The 17,192-nt window shown below is 66.1% G+C and carries 13 protein-coding genes and 1 tRNA gene; 4 read left to right on the top strand and 10 right to left on the bottom strand.

Annotated features, from left to right (window positions below):
* Positions 1-388 precede the first annotated feature (388 nt).
* Positions 389-985 (bottom strand): isochorismatase family protein, encoded by a 597-nt coding sequence (locus Taqua_RS03525; protein WP_144324768.1) that lies wholly within the window; start codon positions 983-985, stop codon positions 389-391.
* Between the two features lie 118 nt (positions 986-1,103).
* Between Taqua_RS03525 and Taqua_RS03520 the strand changes: the two genes are divergently transcribed.
* Complete coding sequence (locus Taqua_RS03520; protein WP_144324766.1) at positions 1,104-1,655, top strand: C40 family peptidase; 552 nt, start codon at positions 1,104-1,106, stop codon at positions 1,653-1,655.
* 12 nt (positions 1,656-1,667) lie between these two features.
* Here Taqua_RS03520 and Taqua_RS03515 read toward each other — a convergent pair whose 3' ends face one another.
* Both Taqua_RS03515 and Taqua_RS03510 read right to left on the bottom strand, forming a co-directional pair.
* A complete protein-coding gene (locus Taqua_RS03515; protein WP_144324764.1) occupies positions 1,668-1,889 on the bottom strand; it encodes an HP1242/YdcH family protein in 222 nt (73 codons plus the stop codon).
* A 111-nt stretch (positions 1,890-2,000) separates the two neighbouring features.
* The gene (locus Taqua_RS03510; RefSeq protein ID WP_144324762.1) at positions 2,001-4,292 is read right to left on the bottom strand and encodes an arginine/lysine/ornithine decarboxylase; all 2,292 of its coding nucleotides are present in this window, start codon (positions 4,290-4,292) and stop codon (positions 2,001-2,003) included.
* A 32-nt stretch (positions 4,293-4,324) separates the two neighbouring features.
* Here Taqua_RS03510 and Taqua_RS03505 point away from each other — a divergent pair, with 32 nt between their 5' ends.
* The 3 genes from Taqua_RS03505 to Taqua_RS03495 all read left to right on the top strand — a co-directional run bounded on the left by Taqua_RS03505 (position 4,325) and on the right by Taqua_RS03495 (position 5,838).
* Complete coding sequence (locus Taqua_RS03505) at positions 4,325-4,744, top strand: NfeD family protein (protein WP_144324760.1); 420 nt, start codon at positions 4,325-4,327, stop codon at positions 4,742-4,744.
* Between the two features lie 28 nt (positions 4,745-4,772).
* Positions 4,773-5,699: an SPFH domain-containing protein gene (locus Taqua_RS03500; protein WP_144324758.1), complete on the top strand. Its 927-nt coding sequence runs from the start codon at positions 4,773-4,775 to the stop codon at positions 5,697-5,699.
* Positions 5,700-5,747: 48 nt separating this feature from the next.
* Positions 5,748-5,838 (top strand) — tRNA-Ser (locus tag Taqua_RS03495).
* 45 nt (positions 5,839-5,883) lie between these two features.
* Here the strand turns inward: Taqua_RS03495 and Taqua_RS03490 are convergent.
* The 7 genes from Taqua_RS03490 to Taqua_RS03460 all read right to left on the bottom strand — a co-directional run bounded on the left by Taqua_RS03490 (position 5,884) and on the right by Taqua_RS03460 (position 17,099).
* Positions 5,884-7,575 carry an acyl-CoA dehydrogenase family protein gene (locus Taqua_RS03490; RefSeq protein WP_144324756.1) on the bottom strand — a complete coding sequence of 564 codons (1,692 nt, stop codon included), beginning with the start codon at positions 7,573-7,575 and terminating at the stop codon, positions 5,884-5,886.
* Positions 7,576-7,691: 116 nt separating this feature from the next.
* A complete protein-coding gene (zapE, locus tag Taqua_RS03485) occupies positions 7,692-8,843 on the bottom strand; it encodes a cell division protein ZapE (RefSeq protein WP_425472578.1) in 1,152 nt (383 codons plus the stop codon).
* A 24-nt stretch (positions 8,844-8,867) separates the two neighbouring features.
* On the bottom strand, positions 8,868-10,295 hold the full coding sequence (lpdA, locus tag Taqua_RS03480; RefSeq protein WP_144324754.1) for a dihydrolipoyl dehydrogenase: 1,428 nt from the start codon (positions 10,293-10,295) through the stop codon (positions 8,868-8,870).
* Between the two features lie 19 nt (positions 10,296-10,314).
* Positions 10,315-11,571 (bottom strand): 2-oxoglutarate dehydrogenase complex dihydrolipoyllysine-residue succinyltransferase, encoded by a 1,257-nt coding sequence (gene odhB / locus Taqua_RS03475; RefSeq protein WP_144324752.1) that lies wholly within the window; start codon positions 11,569-11,571, stop codon positions 10,315-10,317.
* A gap of 88 nt (positions 11,572-11,659) precedes the next feature.
* Positions 11,660-14,542, bottom strand: a complete 2,883-nt coding sequence (locus Taqua_RS03470; RefSeq protein ID WP_144324750.1) for a 2-oxoglutarate dehydrogenase E1 component — start codon at positions 14,540-14,542, stop codon at positions 11,660-11,662.
* 213 nt (positions 14,543-14,755) lie between these two features.
* Positions 14,756-15,127 carry an ArsR/SmtB family transcription factor gene (locus Taqua_RS03465; protein ID WP_144324748.1) on the bottom strand — a complete coding sequence of 124 codons (372 nt, stop codon included), beginning with the start codon at positions 15,125-15,127 and terminating at the stop codon, positions 14,756-14,758.
* Positions 15,128-15,194: 67 nt separating this feature from the next.
* On the bottom strand, positions 15,195-17,099 hold the full coding sequence (locus tag Taqua_RS03460; RefSeq protein ID WP_144324747.1) for a propionate--CoA ligase: 1,905 nt from the start codon (positions 17,097-17,099) through the stop codon (positions 15,195-15,197).
* Between the last annotated feature and the right edge of the window lie 93 nt (positions 17,100-17,192).

Here is a 17,192-nt window from a genome sequence, read left to right as displayed (position 1 = left end):
TCGTGGCCGGCTGACCACCCACCGCATTGAGCGCCTCGGCCAGGCTCTTGCTCGCAAACGCCTCGCGCGGCAGCGCCAGCGCCTGCTCGCTCGTGATCACCCCCAGCGACACCAGCGTCGCCACAGCACCGCCGGCGCGCAACACCCGACGACGCTGTCTCGAAATGATAGACATGCTCCATCTCCTGATCGAAAACGAATCACAAACGGTCAGCAACCGACCGGCAGCCGATTATCGGATCCTCAGCATCGAGTTCACCATGGGCATTTACCCTAAATATTGTGATATTCTTATTTACAAATAGCTAATCTCTATGATAGACGCCGGCTTTTTCGAAGCCGCCCGTCAACGTCCCCGTGTTCCCGGGGAGCGGTCCATGGACAACCGCTACTTCAGGATGGCCAGCGCCTGGGCGAAGCGTTCGTCGCGTGCGCTGCGCAGCCACTCGAAGCCCACCATCTCGGTGGTGACGAGGGTCGCCCCCTCGGCCGCCAGCCGGTCGAACGCCGCGTCGCGGTCACGTTCCCGGCGCGAGCCACAGGCGTCGGTGACCACCACCACCTCGAGCTCGTCGTGCTCCAGCAGCGTCAACGCGGTTTGCATCACGCACACGTGCGCCTCGCAGCCGGCCAGCACCACGGTGTGGCGCGGTGGCGCCGCTGGCTTTTGTAGGTGCCGTGGCAGGCTGCGCGCGTTGCCGGCCGGGCGCGGTGACGCGCACAGGTGTTGCTGCAGAGGCGTGTCGCTGGCGTCAAAAGCGGCCTTGGCCCACACCTGCTGGCAGGCGCGGCGTAGCGTCGCCGGCATTGTGCCCAGCTTGTCAGGCACCTGTTCGGTCCCCCAGCAAGGCACGCCGAACAGCGTGGCCAACGCGGCGAGGCGACCGGCACGGTCGAGCACCTCCTCGCCGTGGGCAATGGCCGGCATCAGCCGTGCTTGGTAGTCCACCAGCACCAGCTGGCAGTCGCTTGCATCCAACAACATCGTGGTCCTGTGGGTTGTGGTTGGCGCCCGGGCGTTGACGTCATTGCCAGCAGCGGCTATCGTTGCCGGCATGACGATGGGCGCCACGCGATGCAACGTTTGGGGTGTTGGCGCAGCCATGGCCGCGATGTTGCTGGCTGGCTGCGCAGCGCCTGCGCGTGTTGCTGCCCCGGACGCCTCGGGGCACGATCCTATCACGGCATGGCTGCGACAGCGAGGAGAGATCGCGCCAGCAGGGAACGAGCGACCGGCGCCCGGCGAGCAGGAGCGCCAGCGCGCCGGTGCCCTGGTGCTGGCGATGGCGTACGTGGGGGTACCTTACCGTCGTGGTGGCACCGACATGGACCAGGGTGTGGACTGCAGCGGCTTCGTGCAAAGCACGTTCCGCGAGGGCTTGGGCGTGGCGCTGCCGCGCACGGCGGCCGAACAGGCCCAAGCGACCCGCCCCATCGAGGCCGATGAGCTCGCGCCCGGGGATCTGGTCTTTTTCAACACCCAGGGCCGGCCTTACAGCCATGTGGGTATTTACGTCGGACAGGGGCGTTTTGTGCACTCGCCGCGGCCTGGCGCGCACGTGCGGCTGGAGCGCATGGACGGCCCGTATTGGCGCGCCCGCTTCGACGGCGCGCGTCGCGTCGAAGTCCCGACGGTGCAGGCCCGCGCCGAGTGACTCGCCGTGACGTCAGGTGGCGGCCGCGGCTTTGCGCAGCACGTCGTACAGCTGGTCTTTCAGTAGCAGTTTTTCTTTTTTCAGCGTTTCGATCTGTTCGTGCGTACCCGGCTCGATGCCCTGCTCCATACGCTGGATGCGCTCGTCGAGTTCGTTGTGTTTGTCGAACAGGCGCGCGAAGTGGGTGTCGGTGGTTTTGAGCTTGCTGATCAGGTCGCGGTACTCGGGAAACATGGTTGCATACTCCTACGTCAGGCCCCTGGGACCGATGACACACTGTAGCGCATCCCGTGCGAGGCACCGCAGCCCGCGCGCGCAGAGTTTGACCCAGCGCAACCGCGGCGGTCACTGGCGCACGCAGTCGGCGTAGTAGCGCTTGCGGCCGTCCAACCCCTCCTCCACCACCAGGCCGTGGATGTCGGTCTCGAAGCCGGGGCAGCGCTCGTTGAACTCGCGCGAAAACTTCAGGTATTCCACGATCTTACGGTTGAACACTTCACCCGGGATGAGCAACGGGATGCCCGGCGGGTACGGCGTGATCAGCGCGGTGGTGACGCGCCCCTCCAGCTCGTCGATGGGCACGCGCTCGGTGTTGCGGCGCGCGATCTGGGCGTAGGCGTCGCTGGGCTTCATCGCCGGCGTGAGGTCGCTCAGGTAGATCTCGGTGCTCAGGCGCGCCACGTCGTATTCGGCGTACATCTCGTGCACGAACTGACATAGGTCGCGCAGCCCCATGCGTTCGTAGCGCGGTTGCTTGCGGCAAAACTCCGGCATCACCCGCCACATCGGTTGGTTGCGGTCGTAGTCGTCTTTGAACTGTTGCAGCGCCGTCAGCAGCGTGTTCCAGCGGCCTTTGGTGATGCCGATGGTGAACATGATGAAAAACGAGTACAGGCCCGTTTTTTCCACCACCACGCCGTGCTCGGCCAAAAACTTCGTCACGATGCTGGCCGGAATGCCGGTCGGCGCAAAGTCGCCCTTCAAGTTGAGCCCCGGGGTGATGATCGTGGCCTTGATGGGGTCGAGCATGTTGAAGCCCGGCGCCATGTCGCCAAAGCCGTGCCAGGCGTCTTCGCCGTCGCTGGTTTGTACCCCGTCGGCGTCGGTGCGCTTGAGCACCCAGTCGGTGGCGCGGCCAATGCCTTCTTCGGCCAGCGCCTCCGGGCCCCAGACCTGGAACCACCATTCGTCGGGGCCAAATTCGGCGTCGACCTTGCGCATCGCGCGCCGAAAGTCCAGCGACTCGATGATGCTTTCTTCCACCAGCGCGGTGCCGCCGGGCGGCTCCATCATCGCCGCGGCCACGTCGCAGCTGGCGATGATGCTGTACTGCGGGCTGGTGGAGGTGTGCATCAGGTAGGCTTCGTTGAACAGGTGCCGGTCTAGCTTTTGGGTTTGCGAGTCCTGCACCAGCACCTGCGAAGCCTGGCTGATGCCCGCCAGCAGCTTGTGGATCGACTGCGTCGAGTACACCACCGAGTGCTGTGGCCGCGCGCGCTTGCGCCCCATCGCATGGTAGGTGCCATAAAAAGGGTGAAACGCCGCGTGCGGCAACCACGCTTCGTCGAAGTGCAGGTTGTCCACGTAGCCGTCGAGCATGCGCTTGATCGTTTCGGTGTTGTACAGCACACCGTCGTAGGTCGATTGCGTCAGCGTCAGGATCTTGGGGCGCGCCTGCGCTGGATCCACCCCCTGCAGCAGCGGATGGGCGGCAATCTTGGCCTGGATCGCGGCGGGCTCGAACTCGCTTTGTGGAATCGGGCCGATGATGCCGTAGTGGTTGCGCGTGGGCTTGAGGAACACCGGGATCGCCCCGGTCATGATGATCGCGTGCAGCACCGACTTGTGGCAGTTGCGATCCACCACCACCACGTCGCCCGGCGCCACCGTGTGGTGCCAGACCATCTTGTTGCTGGTGCTGGTGCCGTTGGTGACGAAGAAGCAGTGGTCGGCGTTGAAAATGCGCGCGGCGTTGCGCTCGGCCTCGCCGATGGCGCCGTTGTGGTCGAGCAACTGGCCCAGCTCTTCGACGGCGTTGCACACGTCGGCGCGCAGCATGTTCTCGCCAAAAAACTGGTGGAACATCTGCCCCACTGGCGTCTTCAGAAACGCCACCCCGCCCGAGTGCCCCGGACAGTGCCAGGAGTACGAGCCGTCCTCCGCGTAGTCCAACAGCGCTTTGAAAAACGGTGGCTGGATGTACTCCAGGTAGGCCTTGGCTTCGCGGATGATGTGCCGAGCGACGAATTCCGGCGTATCCTCGAACATGTGGATGAAGCCGTGCAGCTCGCGCAGAATGTCGTTGGGCAGGTGGCGGCTGGTGCGCGTCTCGCCGTAGACGTAGATCGGCACCTCGGCGTTTTTGCGCCGCACTTCCTGGATGAAGGCGCGCAGGTTTTGCACCGCCGGGTCGTCGTCGGGGTTGCCGCTGACCTCCTCATCGTCGATCGACAAAATGAAGGCGCTGGCGCGGCTTTGCTGCTGGGCGAACTGGCTCAGGTCCCCGTAGCTGGTCACGCCAACGACGTCGAAACCCTCGGCCTCGATGGCCTGCGCCAGCGCCCGGATGCCCAGGCCCGAGGTGTTGTCGGACCGGTAATCTTCGTCGATGATGACGATAGGAAAGCGGAATTTCATAAGCACGCGAGTGTATGCCAAGGGGATGGCCGATGGATGACGCCACGCTGTGGTGGGTGCTGACCGGTGCGCTGGTGGCCGCCGAGCTGACAAGCGGCACCTTCTTGTTGCTGATGCTGGCTTTGGGCGCCGCCGGCGGTGCCGTGGCTGCCCATGCCGGCGCGGGCGTGAGTCAGCAACTGCTGGCCGCGGCGGGCGTGGCCGCCGTCAGCGTTGCCGCGTGGGCGTGGCGGCGGTTGCGCCACCGTGGCCACACCCCGCCCGCGTTGGCGGACTTGGACATCGGGCAAACCGTGCACGTGGCGGCGTGGGACGCCGACGGCACCGCGCGCGTGCGCTACCGTGGCGCCGAGTGGGTGGCCGAAGCCCTGCCCGGCAGCGAGCGCCGCCCCGGCGTTTGGCGCATCCACGCCGTGCACGGCAACCGCCTGGTGCTGCAACCCGTCGCCTGACCAAACCTCACCTCATAGGGAGCTTCCGATGGAAATCGCGTTCGTCATCGCCGTCGTTGCGGTCATCTTCGTCGTCAAGTCGATCAAGGTTGTGCCGCAGCAAACCGCCTGGGTGGTCGAACGGCTGGGCCGCTACGACCGCACCCTGGCGCCCGGCCTGAACTTCGTCGTACCTTTCATCGAGAAAGTGGCCTACAAGCACAGCTTGAAAGAGATCCCGCTGGACGTGCCCGAGCAGATCTGCATCACCAAGGACAACACCCAGCTCAAGGTCGACGGCATCCTGTACTTTCAGGTCACCGACCCGATGCGCGCCAGCTACGGCTCGTCCAACTATGTGCTGGCGATCACGCAACTGGCGCAGACCACGTTGCGGTCGGTGATCGGACGGCTGGAGCTGGACAAGACGTTCGAGGAGCGCGAGATGATCAACGCCCAGGTTGTCAACGCCATCGACGAGGCGGCGCTGAACTGGGGTGTCAAGGTATTGCGCTATGAAATCAAGGACTTGACGCCGCCTGCTGAGATTTTGCGTGCGATGCAGGCGCAAATCACCGCCGAGCGCGAAAAGCGCGCGCTGATCGCCGCCTCCGAAGGCAAACGGCAGGAGCAGATCAACCTGGCCGAGGGCGAGCGTGCCGCCTTCATCGCCAAGTCCGAAGGCGAAAAGCAAGCCGCCATCAACCAGGCCCAGGGCGAAGCTGCGGCGATCCGCGAAGTGGCCGAGGCCACGGCGCAGGCCATCGAACGCATCGCGGCCGCGATCCGGCAACCCGGCGGCGAGCAGGCCGTGCAGCTCAAGGTCGCCGAAAAGGCCGTCGAGGCCTACGCCCGTGTCGCGCACGACGCCACGACGACGCTGATCGTGCCCAGCAACATGACCGAAGTCGCCACGCTGATCGGCTCGGCGATGCAGTTGATCGACGGCAAGCGCGCACCCGCTGCAGGACGTTGACGCCCCGCGGCGGTCGCAACGGCCGTGTACAATGGAGGGCTTCGACGCGGAGAGATGGATGAGCGGTCGAAGTCGCACGCCTGGAAAGCGTGTAGGGGTTAACAGCCCCTCGGGGGTTCGAATCCCCCTCTCTCCGCCAGCACGGCTGCACGCCGCTTGGCTGGCCCGCGTGGGCACAGCCCAGTCAGCCATCGGGCAATGCCCGCGCCAAAATCGCATCGGTGGACCAGGCGCGGGCATCGATCACCCCCAATGTTTGGCCCTGCGCTGCCTCGCCTAGCCGGGTGCCGATGAACGCGTCCGCCACGGCTGCGGGAGCGCGCGTGCGCAGCAGCACCGCTTGGGCCAGCAACGCCAGCGTCTGCGCGACCCAGCGGGCCCGATGTTCCAACGACGCCGGGTCAGCCTCCCGCTGCCAAGCCGCGGCCAGCTGTTGCAACGCGCGCAGCGCGGCGGCGTCCCCTTGCAAGGCCTGCCGCCAGTCGTTCAGCAGCGCCTGCGCGGCCTCGGGCTGGCGCTGCACGGCCCGCAGCACGTCCAGGCACATGACGTTGCCGGACCCCTCCCAAATCGAGTTGACGGGCGCTTCGCGCAGCAAGCGCGCCAGTGTCCCCTCCTCCACGTAGCCGTTGCCGCCCAACACCTCCATGGCCTCGGCCGTGGCCGCGATGGCGCGTTTGCACACCCAAAACTTGGCCGCCGGGGTGACGATGCGCCGCCACGCCTGATCCAGCGGCAAGGTGTCCTCGCACGCCTGCGCCAGCCGCAGGCCCAGCTGCAGCGCGGCCTCGCTTTCCAGCGCCAGATCGAGCAACACGCCGCGCATCGCAGGTTGCCGCACCAGCGCCCGCCCGAACGCTTGCCGGTGGCGGGCGCTGTGCAGCGCCTGCACCAACGCCGCGCGCACAATGGCGGCGCTGCCCAGCACGCAGTTGATGCGGGTGTAGCTGGCCATTTCGACCAGCGTGGCGATGCCGCGCCCCTCTTCGCCGATCAGGATGCCCAAGGCGTCTTCGAACTCGACCTCGCCGCTGGCGTTGCTGCGATTGCCCAGCTTGTCTTTCAGGCGCTGGATGCGCACCGCGTTGCGCTGCGCGCCCCACCAGCGCGGCACCCAAAAACACCCCATGGGACCGTCCGGCCCGATGCGCGCGCTGACCAGGTGCGCGTCGCTGCTGGGCGCCGAGTAAAACCACTTGTGTCCGCGCAAGCGGTACACGCCACCACGGCCCCCGCCGTCCAGCGGCCACGCCGTCGTGGTGTTGGCGCGTACGTCGGAGCCGCCTTGCTTTTCGGTCATGCCCATGCCCACCCATATCGACGTCTTGGCCTGCAGCGGGACGTCGCGCGGGTCGTAAGCGTCGCTGAGCAGTGGATCGCCCACCTGCGCCCACAGCGCCGGCTCGCGCCGCAGCAACGGCACCGCGGCCTGCGTCATTGTCGCCGGGCACAGCGTGCCCTGCTCGATTTGCCCGTGCAGATAAAACCCCGCCGCCCAGGCGGTCCAGCGTCCCGGGCGGTCGTCGCGCCACGGCAGCGTCACCCAGCCACCTTGGCGCAACAGGCCCAGCAGGTGGTGCCAGGCAGGGTGAAAGTCAACGGCGTCCACCCGATGCCCGCGCGCATCGTAGGGGCGGTGCTGCGGACCGTGCACATTGGCCGCCACCGCATCGGCGCGTGCTGTGGGGCTGCCGATCTGTCGTGCATAGGCTTGCAGGCGCTCGGCAGCCCAGTGGGCACCGGCTTGCTCAACCGCTTCACGCAACGCCAAGTCGGCGTCCCACAGGTCTTCATCGGCCCACTCCGGCACCTGGTTGACCACCGTGTGGGTGCTCCACAGCGCGGGTAAACGGCCCTCGGCCTCGAACACTGGCATGCCACGGTCTCCTCTGCCCCAAGCGTGGGCCAATGGTAGGCCCGCGTGGCGGCGTCGCCAAGGGGGGGCCATGGCTGCGCCATCGCCTGCGCGACAGCGGCTGGCGCCGTCACCCGTCAGGTCAGTGCCGTGTCCACGTCGCGCCGCTGTTGGACCAGGTACTCGGCCGACTGCATCTCGGTCAGCCGCGACACGGTGCGAGGGAATTCATGCACCAGCGGCCCTTCGGTGTACAGCTGCTCGGGGGGCGTGGCGGCCGACAGGATCAGCTTGACACGCCGGTCGTACAACACATCCACCAGCCACGTGAAGCGGCGCGCCGCCGAGGCCATGTTGGGCGGCATCTGCGGCACGTTGCTGACCAGCACCGTGTGGAACTGGCTGGCCAGCTCCAGGTAATCGTTGTGCGAGCGTGGCCCGCCGCACAGCGTACGGAAGTCGAACCACACCACCCCGCCGGCACGACGAATGGCGCGGATTTCCCGCCCCTCGATGCGCAGCACCGGGTCTTCGCCGTGGGCCTCGGCCAATTGCTCGAAGATGGCCTCCATCTCGCGTTCGGTCGCTTCGCCCAGTGGGGTCAGGTAGGTGCGCACCTGCTGCAGGGCGCGGCGGCGGTAGTCGGTGCCGTTGTCCACGTTGACGACCTCCATCGTGCACTTGAGCAGCTCGATGGCGGGCAGAATGCGGTCGCGGTGCAGCCCGTCGGGATACAGCCCATCGGGGTGGAAGTTGCTGGTGGTGACCATACCGATGCCGTACTTGTGCATCGCCGCCAGCAGGCGGTGCAGGATCATGGCGTCGGTCACGTCAGCCACATGGAACTCATCGAAGCAGATGAGCCGAAAGCGCACCGCCATGCGTTTGGCCAACGCGTCCAGCGGATCCACCGTGCCTTGCAGATCGGCCAGTTCCCGGTGCACCTCGCGCATGAACTCGTGGAAGTGCAACCGGGTCTTGCGCCGCAGTGGCACAGCCTGGTAAAAGCAGTCCATCAAAAAGCTTTTGCCGCGGCCCACACCGCCCCACAGGTACACGCCGCGGGGGATGGGCAAGCGATGAATGAGCTTTTTGAGCGCGTTGGAGCGCCGTTGCTTGAAGTGGGTCCACTCGGCCGCGCAACGCTCCAGCGCCGCCACCCCGCGCAACTGCGCAGGGTCGGCAGCGAAGCCATGCGCGGCCAGCGCCGCCTCGTAGGCGCGGCGCACCGGCCCCCAAGCCGCGTCGGCCGGGGGGGACGGCGCCACAAAGGTTGCTGAGGTGGTCACGGCGCGCCGCGCACAACCCAGGCGTCAGAAGTTGAGCGTGCGCTTATCCACCGCCAGCGCCGCTTCTTTGGTTGCTTCCGACAACGACGGGTGCGCGTGGCAGATGCGCGCGATGTCCTCGGCGCTGGCCTTGAACTCCATCGCCACCACCGCCTCGGCGATCAGCTCCGACACCATCGGCCCCACCATGTGCACGCCCAGGATTTGGTCGGTCGCGGCGTCGGCCAGGATTTTGATCATCCCGGTGGTGTCGCCCAGCGCGCGGGCGCGACCGTTGGCCAAGAAGGGGAACGTGCCGGCCTTGTACGCCCGGCCAGCGGCCTTGAGCTGCTGCTCGGTTGCGCCCACCCAAGCCACTTCGGGGCTGGTGTAGATCACCCACGGAATCGTGTTGAAGTCCACGTGCGGGTGCTGCCCGGCGATACGCTCGGCCACCGCCACGCCTTCTTCTTCGGCCTTATGCGCCAGCATCGGGCCGCGCACCACGTCGCCAACGGCCCACACACCCGGCAGGTTGGTGCGACACTGTTCGTCGACGACGATGGCGCCGCGCTCGTCGAGCTGCAGGCCGACCTTGTCGGCACCCAGCCCTTCGGTGTTGGGCACCCGTCCGATCGAGACGATCAGCCGGTCGGCGTCCAGTGTGGCCGCTTCGCCGCTGGCGGTGGTGTAGGCAATGCTGACACCCTTGCGACTGGTCTTGACCTCGCCGACCTTGACGCCCAGCTCGATCTTGAGCCCCTGCTTGTCGAACGCCTTTTTGGCTTCCTTGGCGATCTGCTCATCGGCCGCGGCCAAAAAGGTCGGCAGACCCTCCAGGATCGTCACTTCGGCACCCAGGCGGCGCCACACCGAGCCCATCTCCAGGCCGATGACACCAGCACCAATGATGGCCAGCTTTTTCGGCACCGAGGTCAGGCGCAGCGCGCCCACGTTGGACAGGATCTTGTCCTCGTCAAACGCTACACCCGGCAGCGCCCGCGCGCGCGAGCCGGTGGCCACGACGATGTGGCGGCCCAGCAACATGTCCGCTTGGGCGCCGCTGACGGCGATCTCGTAGCCGCCCTCCACCGCCCGCACGAACGAGCCGCGCCCATGGAAAAACGTCACCTTGTTCTTTTTGAACAGGTACAGGATGCCGTCGTTGTTCTGCTTGACGACCGCGTCCTTGCGCGCAACCATCTTGGCCACGTCGATTTTGACGCTACCGGTGCTGATACCGTGCTCGCTGAAGTGCAGCCGTGCGTGCTCGAAGTGCTCCGACGATTGCAGCAGCGCTTTGGACGGGATACACCCCACGTTGGTGCAGGTGCCGCCGGGAGCCGGACCACCCGCCGGCCCCACCCATTCGTCGATGCAGGCCACTTTGTAGCCCAGTTGCGCCGCGCGGATCGCGGCGATGTAGCCGCCCGGACCGGCCCCGATGACGACGACGTCGAAGGTTTGTGCCATATGCGTCACCTTGGTGGCGTCAGATGTTGAACAGCAGGCGCGCCGGGTCTTCCAGCGCTTCCTTCATCGCCACCAGGCCCAGCACGGCCTCGCGGCCGTCGATGATGCGGTGGTCGTAGCTCAGTGCCAGGTAGTTGATCGGACGGATCACGATCTGACCGTTTTCGACCACCGGGCGCTCCTTGGTCGCGTGCACGCCAAGGATGGCCGACTGCGGCGGGTTGATGATCGGCGTCGACAGCATCGAGCCAAACACGCCGCCGTTGGAAATCGAGAACGTGCCTCCGGTCATCTCGTCGATGCCGAGCTTGCCCTCCGCCGCGCGCTTGCCGAAATCGGCAATCTTTTTCTCGATCTCAGCAAAGCTGAGCTGGTCGGCGTTGCGCAGGATCGGCACCACCAAGCCGCGCGGCGAGCCCACCGCGATGCCGATGTCGAAGTAACCGTGGTACACAATGTCGTTGCCATCGACGCTGGCGTTGAGGATGGGGAACTTTTTCAGCGCGTGCACGGCCGCCTTGACAAAGAAGCTCATGAAGCCGAGCTTGACGCCGTGCTCCTTCTCGAACTTCTCCTGGTATTTTTTGCGCAGCTCCATCACCGGCGCCATGTTGACCTCGTTGAACGTGGTCAGGATGGCGTTGGTGGCCTGGGACTGCAGCAGACGCTCGGCGATACGGGCGCGCAGCCGCGTCATCGGCACGCGCTGCTCGGGACGGTTGGCCAGCTCCGGCGGCAGTCCGACGGGGGCGGCCACCTGCGGCAAGGCCTTGGTGGGCACGCCGGTGGGGATGGCGGGTGCGGGGGCGGCAGCCGGCTTGGGCTGGGCCAGCGCGGCCAGCACGTCGCCCTTGGTCACGCGGCCGTCCTTGCCGGTGCCGGCCACCGAGCCAGGCGCCAGGCCATGGTCGGCCATCAGTTTGGCGGCGGCCGGCATGGCCACGTCGCTGCGGGTGGCCGCGGCGGCGACCACCGCCGGCGCCGGTGCCGCGGCGGGTGCGGGAGCCGGCACCGGGGCAGCCGCGCCCGCTTTGGCTTCGGTGTCGATGCGGGCGATGACCTGGTCGGACACCACTGTGCCGCCGTCACCGACGACGATTTCGGCCAACACCCCGGCAGCGGGCGCCGGCACTTCCAGCACCACCTTGTCGGTTTCGATCTCGATCAGGATTTCATCGGCGGCGACGGCGTCGCCAGGCTTTTTCTTCCACTGCAGCAGCGTGGCCTCGGCGACCGACTCGGACAGCTGCGGAACCTTCACTTCAACGATGGCCATGGTATGCGTTTCCTTGCGATGCGTGTTCGGGACAGGTGCGGGGCGGGGCCGCGCGACAGGCCCGCCGCGCCCGCGACTCAGCGAGGCGTCACTTGCTCAGGATGAAGCCTTTGAGGCGACCGAAAGCCGCTTCCACCAGCGCCTTTTGCTGCTCTTGGTGGAGGTGGGCGTAGCCGACCGCCGGCGACGCCGAAGCGGCACGGCCAGCGTACCCCAGGCGCTGACCGTCCAGCATGTTTTCGTGGATGTTGTGTTGCACGAAGAACCACGGTCCCTGGTTTTGCGGCTCGTCCTGGCACCACACGATGTCGGTGGTGTTGGGGTAACGCTTGAGCTCGGCGGCAAACGCCTTGTGCGGGAACGGGTAGAGCTGCTCGATGCGCACGATCGCCACATCGTCAGCCCCCTTGTCCTCGCGTTTGCGCACCAGGTCATAGTAGACTTTGCCCGAGCACACGATCACGCGCTTGACGCGCTGGGCGTTCTTGACCACGTCGGGGTTTTGCTCGCCGATGACGGTCTGGAACCCCCCTTTGGTGAATTCGCTCAACGGCGACGAGGCGTCTTTGTGCCGCAGCAGCGACTTCGGCGTGAAGACGATCAGCGGCTTGCGCAGCTGACGCACCATCTGCCGGCGCAGCACGTGGAAAATCTGGCTGGCGGTGGTGGGCTGCACGATTTGCATGTTGGTGTCGGCGGCCAGCTGCATGAAGCGCTCGATGCGCGCCGAGCTGTGCTCCGGCCCCTGCCCTTCGTAGCCATGCGGCAGGAACAACGTGATGCCGTTGACCCGCCCCCACTTGACCTCGCCCGAAGCGATGAACTGGTCGATCACCACCTGCGCGCCGTTGGCGAAGTCACCGAATTGCGCCTCCCAGATCACCAGCGTGTTGGGGTCGTTGGAGGCGTAGCCGTACTCGAAGCCCAGCACCGCCTCCTCCGACAGGATGGAGTCGATGACGACGAACGGGGCCTGGTTGTCGGCCACGTTTTGCAGTGGGATGTAGGTGCCTTCGTCCCACTTCTCGCGGTTTTGGTCATGGATGACCGCATGGCGGTGCGTGAACGTGCCACGGCCGCAGTCCTCGCCGGACAGGCGCACGCCGTAGCCGCTGGCCACCAGCGACGCAAACGCCATGTGCTCGCCCATGCCCCAGTCGACGTTGATCTCGCCGCGCCCCATGGCGGCGCGATCGGCCAGCACCTTCTTGACCAGCGGGTGGGGCGTGATGCTGTCGGGCACCGTCGTGATGCGCTCGGCCAAGCGCTTCCACTCGGACAGCGGGATGGCCGTGTCGGCCACGTCGGTCCACTTCTTGCCGAGGAACGGCGTCCAGTCCACCGCGTACTTGCTCTTGTAGTTGGTCAGCACCGGGTCGACGGTGCGGCGCCCCTCGTCGAGGATGGCACGGTAGGCCTTGACCATCTCCTCGGGGCCTTCCGGCGGCAGCACGCCCTGCGTGACCAGCTTGTCGGCGTAGAGCTTGCGCGTGCCGGGATGCAGGGCGATCTTCTTGTACATCAGCGGCTGCGTCAGACTGGGCGTGTCCTGCTCGTTGTGACCCAGCTTGCGGAAGCACACGATGTCGATGACGACGTCCTTCTTGAACGTCTGCCGGAATTCCACCGCCAGCTGCGTGGCCAGCACCACCGCCTCGGGGTCGTCGCCGTTGACGTGCAGCACCGGCGCCTCGATCATCTTGACGACGTCGGTGCAGTACAGCGTCGAGCGGCTGTCGCGCGGGTCGGACGTGGTAAAGCCGATCTGGTTGTTGATGACGATGTGGACCGTGCCGCCGGTGTAGTAGCCGCGCGTTTGCGCCAGCGCCAGCGTCTCCATCACGACGCCCTGGCCGGCAAAGGCAGCGTCGCCGTGCACCAGCACCGGCAGCACCTGGTCACCCTTGCGGTCACCACGACGATCCATGCGCGCGCGGGCCGAGCCTTCCACCACGGGGTTGACGATTTCCAGGTGCGAGGGGTTGAACGCCAGGCTCAGGTGCACCGGGCCGCCGGGGGTGGAGACGTCCGAGCTAAAGCCCTGGTGGTACTTGACGTCACCCGCGGGCAGGTCTTCGGGCGCGGTGTGCTCGAATTCGGCGAACAGGTCTTTGGGCATCTTGCCCAGCACGTTGACCAGCACATTCAGGCGCCCACGGTGCGCCATGCCGATGACGATTTCCTGCACGCCCAGTGCACCGGCGCGCTGGATCAGCTCGTCCATCGAGGCGATAAAGCTCTCGCCGCCTTCGAGGCTGAAGCGCTTTTGACCGACGTACTTGGTGTGCAGGTAGCGCTCCAGGCCCTCGGCTTTGGTGAGGTTTTCCAGGATGTGCTTTTTCTGCTCCGCCGTGAAGCTGGGCTTGCTGCGGATGCTTTCCAGCTTTTCCTGCCACCAGCGCTTTTGCGCCATGTCGGTGATGTACATGTACTCGGCGCCCAGCGTGCCGCAGTACGTTTCGCGCAGCGCGTTGAGCAGCTCGCGCAGCGACATGGTCTCCTTGCCAAAGTAGGTGTTGGAGACGTTGAAGACGGTTTCCAGGTCGGCGTCGGTGAAGCCGTAGAACGACGGCTCCAGCTCCGGGATGTCGGGCCGCTCGGAGCGCTTCAGCGGGTCGAGGTTGGCCCAGCGCACCCCCAGGTTGCGGTAGGCCGCGATCAATTGCTGGGTGGCCACGCGCTTGCGCGCGATGTCGCTGTCGGCCCCCTGCGCCACCACCACCGGCTGCGGCCCTTGCTTGGCCAGCTCGGCAAAGGCGTTGATGACCGGCATGTGGGGGATGTCACGCGCGTCGCTGCCGTCCACGGCGGGCACGTGTTGCAGCGCGTCGAAATAATCGCGCCACGACTCGGGCACGCTGGTGGGATCGGTGAGGTACTTCTCGTACAACTCTTCGACGTACGGGGCGTTGCCCCCGAAGAGGTACGAGTTGGCGTTGAACGCCTCGTAGACGTTGGTCGTCTCGCTCATGGAATCGCTGACCTCCACTCCCCTGCGGGGAGCCTGCTGGTTGGAATCACCTTCCGCGACACGGCTGAACCGGTTGGCGGACGCGACTGTGACACTGGAAGGGCCGGTGCACACCGAATTGTGCCACCAACCCAGCGTTTGCGGGCGACTTTTTTGTAACGGGTTTGAATCCGACGGCAGTGCTGCGGCTGCCGTTGCGCCGCACCGCCGCGATCACACCCCGCGCGGGGTCAAGCGCTGGTTGGGTGGCACCCCGTTGGGCTCGTCGAGTTCGATGGCGATTTGGGAGCACACTGTGCGGCACAGCGCCACCGCTTGCTCACTCTGCACCCGGTAGTACACCTGCGTGCCCTCTTTGCGCTTGGCCAGCACGCCGGCGCGGTACAGCAAATTGAGGTGCTGCGACAGGTTGGGCTGAGTGGTGTCGATCTCGGCCAGCAGCTCCGAGACCGATTTTTCCTTGTCGCACAGGGCGTTGAGGATACGCAACCGCATCGGCGTGGCCAAAATGCCGAACAGCTCGGCGGCCAGCTCGAATACACGCTGCTTGTCGACGACGGCGTGGGTGTCAGTGAGTTGTTGCATATATCGGCATTCGCAGTCTGTCGCCAATGATAGCGACAAAGACCGCGAACGCCAAAACACCTGTGCGTCAGCGCGGCGGCGCCACCAGGTCGCGGATCTGCTGCAACGCGGACGGATCGTCCAGCGTCGTCAGGTCGCCGGGGTCGCGCCCTTCACACACCGCTTGGACGGCACGGCGCAGCAATTTGCCGCTGCGGGTCTTGGGCAGCAGGTTGACGAAACGCACCCGCGCCGGCCGCGCCACCGCGCCCAGCTGCTCATCGACGAGCTTCATGATCTCGCCCTCGAGCTTGAACGCGTCGGCTTCGGTGGCGGCACGCGTCGGGTCCTTCAGCACCGCGAACGCCACCGCCACCTGCCCCTTGAGCGCGTCAGCCACGCCCACCACGGCGACCTCGGCCACCGCCGGGTGGCTGGCGATGCTCTCCTCGATCTCGCGCGTGCCGAGGCGGTGGCCGGCGACGTTGATGACGTCGTCGGTGCGGCCGAGGATGTAGTAGTAGCCGTCGGCGTCACGCACACCCCAGTCGAAGGTGCTGTACATCTGCTTGCCCGGGATGCTGGACCAGTAGGTCTTGACGTAGCGCTGATCATCCCCCCACACCGTCTGCAAGCAACCCGGCGGCAGCGGGTAGTTGAAGGCGATGACGCCTTTGCGGCCAGGTTCGTGAATTTCCTCGCCCGTCACCTCATCGATCAGACGCACATCGTAGCCGTACACAGCCTTGCCCGGCGAGCCAAACTTCGTCGGGGCCGGCTCGACGCCGTTGCAGATGGCCAAAATAGGCCAACCGGTTTCGGTTTGCCAGTAGTTGTCGATGACCGGCTTGCCCAACGCCTGGCTGATCCAGGTGGCGGTGGGCTCGTCCAGCGGCTCGCCGGCCAGAAACAGCGCGCGCAGGCTGCTCAGGTCGTACTTGCTCAGGTACGCCGGGTCTTGCTTTTTCAGCACACGCGCGGCGGTGGGGGCCGTGAACATGATGCTAACGCGGTAGTCCTGCACCAGGCGCCACCAGATGCCCGCGTCGGGGCGGATCGGCGTGCCCTCGTACATGATCGTGGCCATGCCGTTGATCAGCGGGCCGTAGATGATGTAACTGTGGCCGACGACCCAACCGATGTCGCTGGTGCAAAAGTACGTCTCGCCCGGCTTGGCCATGTAGATGTGGCGCATCGAGGCGGCCAACGCCACCGCATAACCACCGGTGTCACGCTGCACCCCTTTGGGCTTGCCGGTGGTGCCGCTGGTGTAAAGGATGTAGCTCGGATGCGCGCTGTCCACCCACTCGCACGGCACCAGCGCGTCCAGGTGCTGCTGGCGCAGCGCCGCGTAATCGACGTCGCGCCCTGGCACGGGGTCCAGGGGCGCCAAACCGCGGTTGACCATCAACACCCGCTCGGGCTTGTGCCCCGCCAAGCGAATGGCCTCGTCCAACAAATGCTTGTACGGCACCACCTTGCCGCCGCGCATGCCGGCGTCGGCGCTGATGATAACTTTGGGCGCTGCGTCGTCGATGCGGGTGGCCAGGCTGTGGCTGGCAAAGCCGCCAAACACCACCGAGTGGATGGCGCCGATGCGCACGCAGGCCAGCATCGCAAACGCCGCCTCGGGGATCATCGGCATGTAGATCAGCACGCGATCGCCTTTGCCCGCCCCCAGCGAGCGCAGGATCGCCGCCATGCGTTGCACCTCGGTGTGCAACTCGCGGTAGGTGTAGGCACGCTCGGTGTCGGTCTCGGTCGAGACGTAAATGAGCGCGTTTTGGTCGGCACGCGCAGCCAAATGCCGGTCCACCGCGTTGTGGCACAGGTTGGTCAGCCCCCCTTCGAACCACGTGACGAACGGCGGCCGATCGGTGTTGCACACGCGGGCAAAGGGTTGGTGCCAGTCGATCAGACGGGCCTGCTCGGCCCAAAACGTGTCACGCTCCTCGACCGAGCGACGGTAAAACGCGGCGTAGTCGGCAGCCATGGTGGACAATCTCCTCGGGCTCGTGATGGGGCTTGATCACGACACGATTATGTTTCCATGACTTGCGCGATGCTGACATCGCCATGCACGCAA

This window comes from Tepidimonas aquatica, assembly GCF_007556585.1.
In the GTDB taxonomy this organism is placed as follows: domain Bacteria; phylum Pseudomonadota; class Gammaproteobacteria; order Burkholderiales; family Burkholderiaceae_C; genus Tepidimonas; species Tepidimonas aquatica.
Note: the sequence above shows the minus strand (reverse complement) of the source record. Positions and strands in the feature narration are given on the sequence as shown.

Excerpts from the sequence above, each read along its gene's own strand:
- Taqua_RS03525 (WP_144324768.1), bottom strand. The coding sequence starts at position 985 with ATGTTGTTGGATGCAAGCGACTGCCAGCTGGTGCTGGTGGACTACCAA.
- Taqua_RS03520 (WP_144324766.1), top strand. The coding sequence starts at position 1,104 with ATGGCCGCGATGTTGCTGGCTGGCTGCGCAGCGCCTGCGCGTGTTGCT.
- Taqua_RS03515 (WP_144324764.1), bottom strand. The coding sequence starts at position 1,889 with ATGTTTCCCGAGTACCGCGACCTGATCAGCAAGCTCAAAACCACCGAC.
- Taqua_RS03510 (WP_144324762.1), bottom strand. The coding sequence starts at position 4,292 with ATGAAATTCCGCTTTCCTATCGTCATCATCGACGAAGATTACCGGTCC.
- Taqua_RS03505 (WP_144324760.1), top strand. The coding sequence starts at position 4,325 with ATGGATGACGCCACGCTGTGGTGGGTGCTGACCGGTGCGCTGGTGGCC.
- Taqua_RS03500 (WP_144324758.1), top strand. The coding sequence starts at position 4,773 with ATGGAAATCGCGTTCGTCATCGCCGTCGTTGCGGTCATCTTCGTCGTC.
- Taqua_RS03490 (WP_144324756.1), bottom strand. The coding sequence starts at position 7,575 with ATGCCAGTGTTCGAGGCCGAGGGCCGTTTACCCGCGCTGTGGAGCACC.
- lpdA (WP_144324754.1), bottom strand. The coding sequence starts at position 10,295 with ATGGCACAAACCTTCGACGTCGTCGTCATCGGGGCCGGTCCGGGCGGC.
- odhB (WP_144324752.1), bottom strand. The coding sequence starts at position 11,571 with ATGGCCATCGTTGAAGTGAAGGTTCCGCAGCTGTCCGAGTCGGTCGCC.
- Taqua_RS03470 (WP_144324750.1), bottom strand. The coding sequence starts at position 14,542 with ATGAGCGAGACGACCAACGTCTACGAGGCGTTCAACGCCAACTCGTAC.
- Taqua_RS03465 (WP_144324748.1), bottom strand. The coding sequence starts at position 15,127 with ATGCAACAACTCACTGACACCCACGCCGTCGTCGACAAGCAGCGTGTA.
- Taqua_RS03460 (WP_144324747.1), bottom strand. The coding sequence starts at position 17,099 with ATGGCTGCCGACTACGCCGCGTTTTACCGTCGCTCGGTCGAGGAGCGT.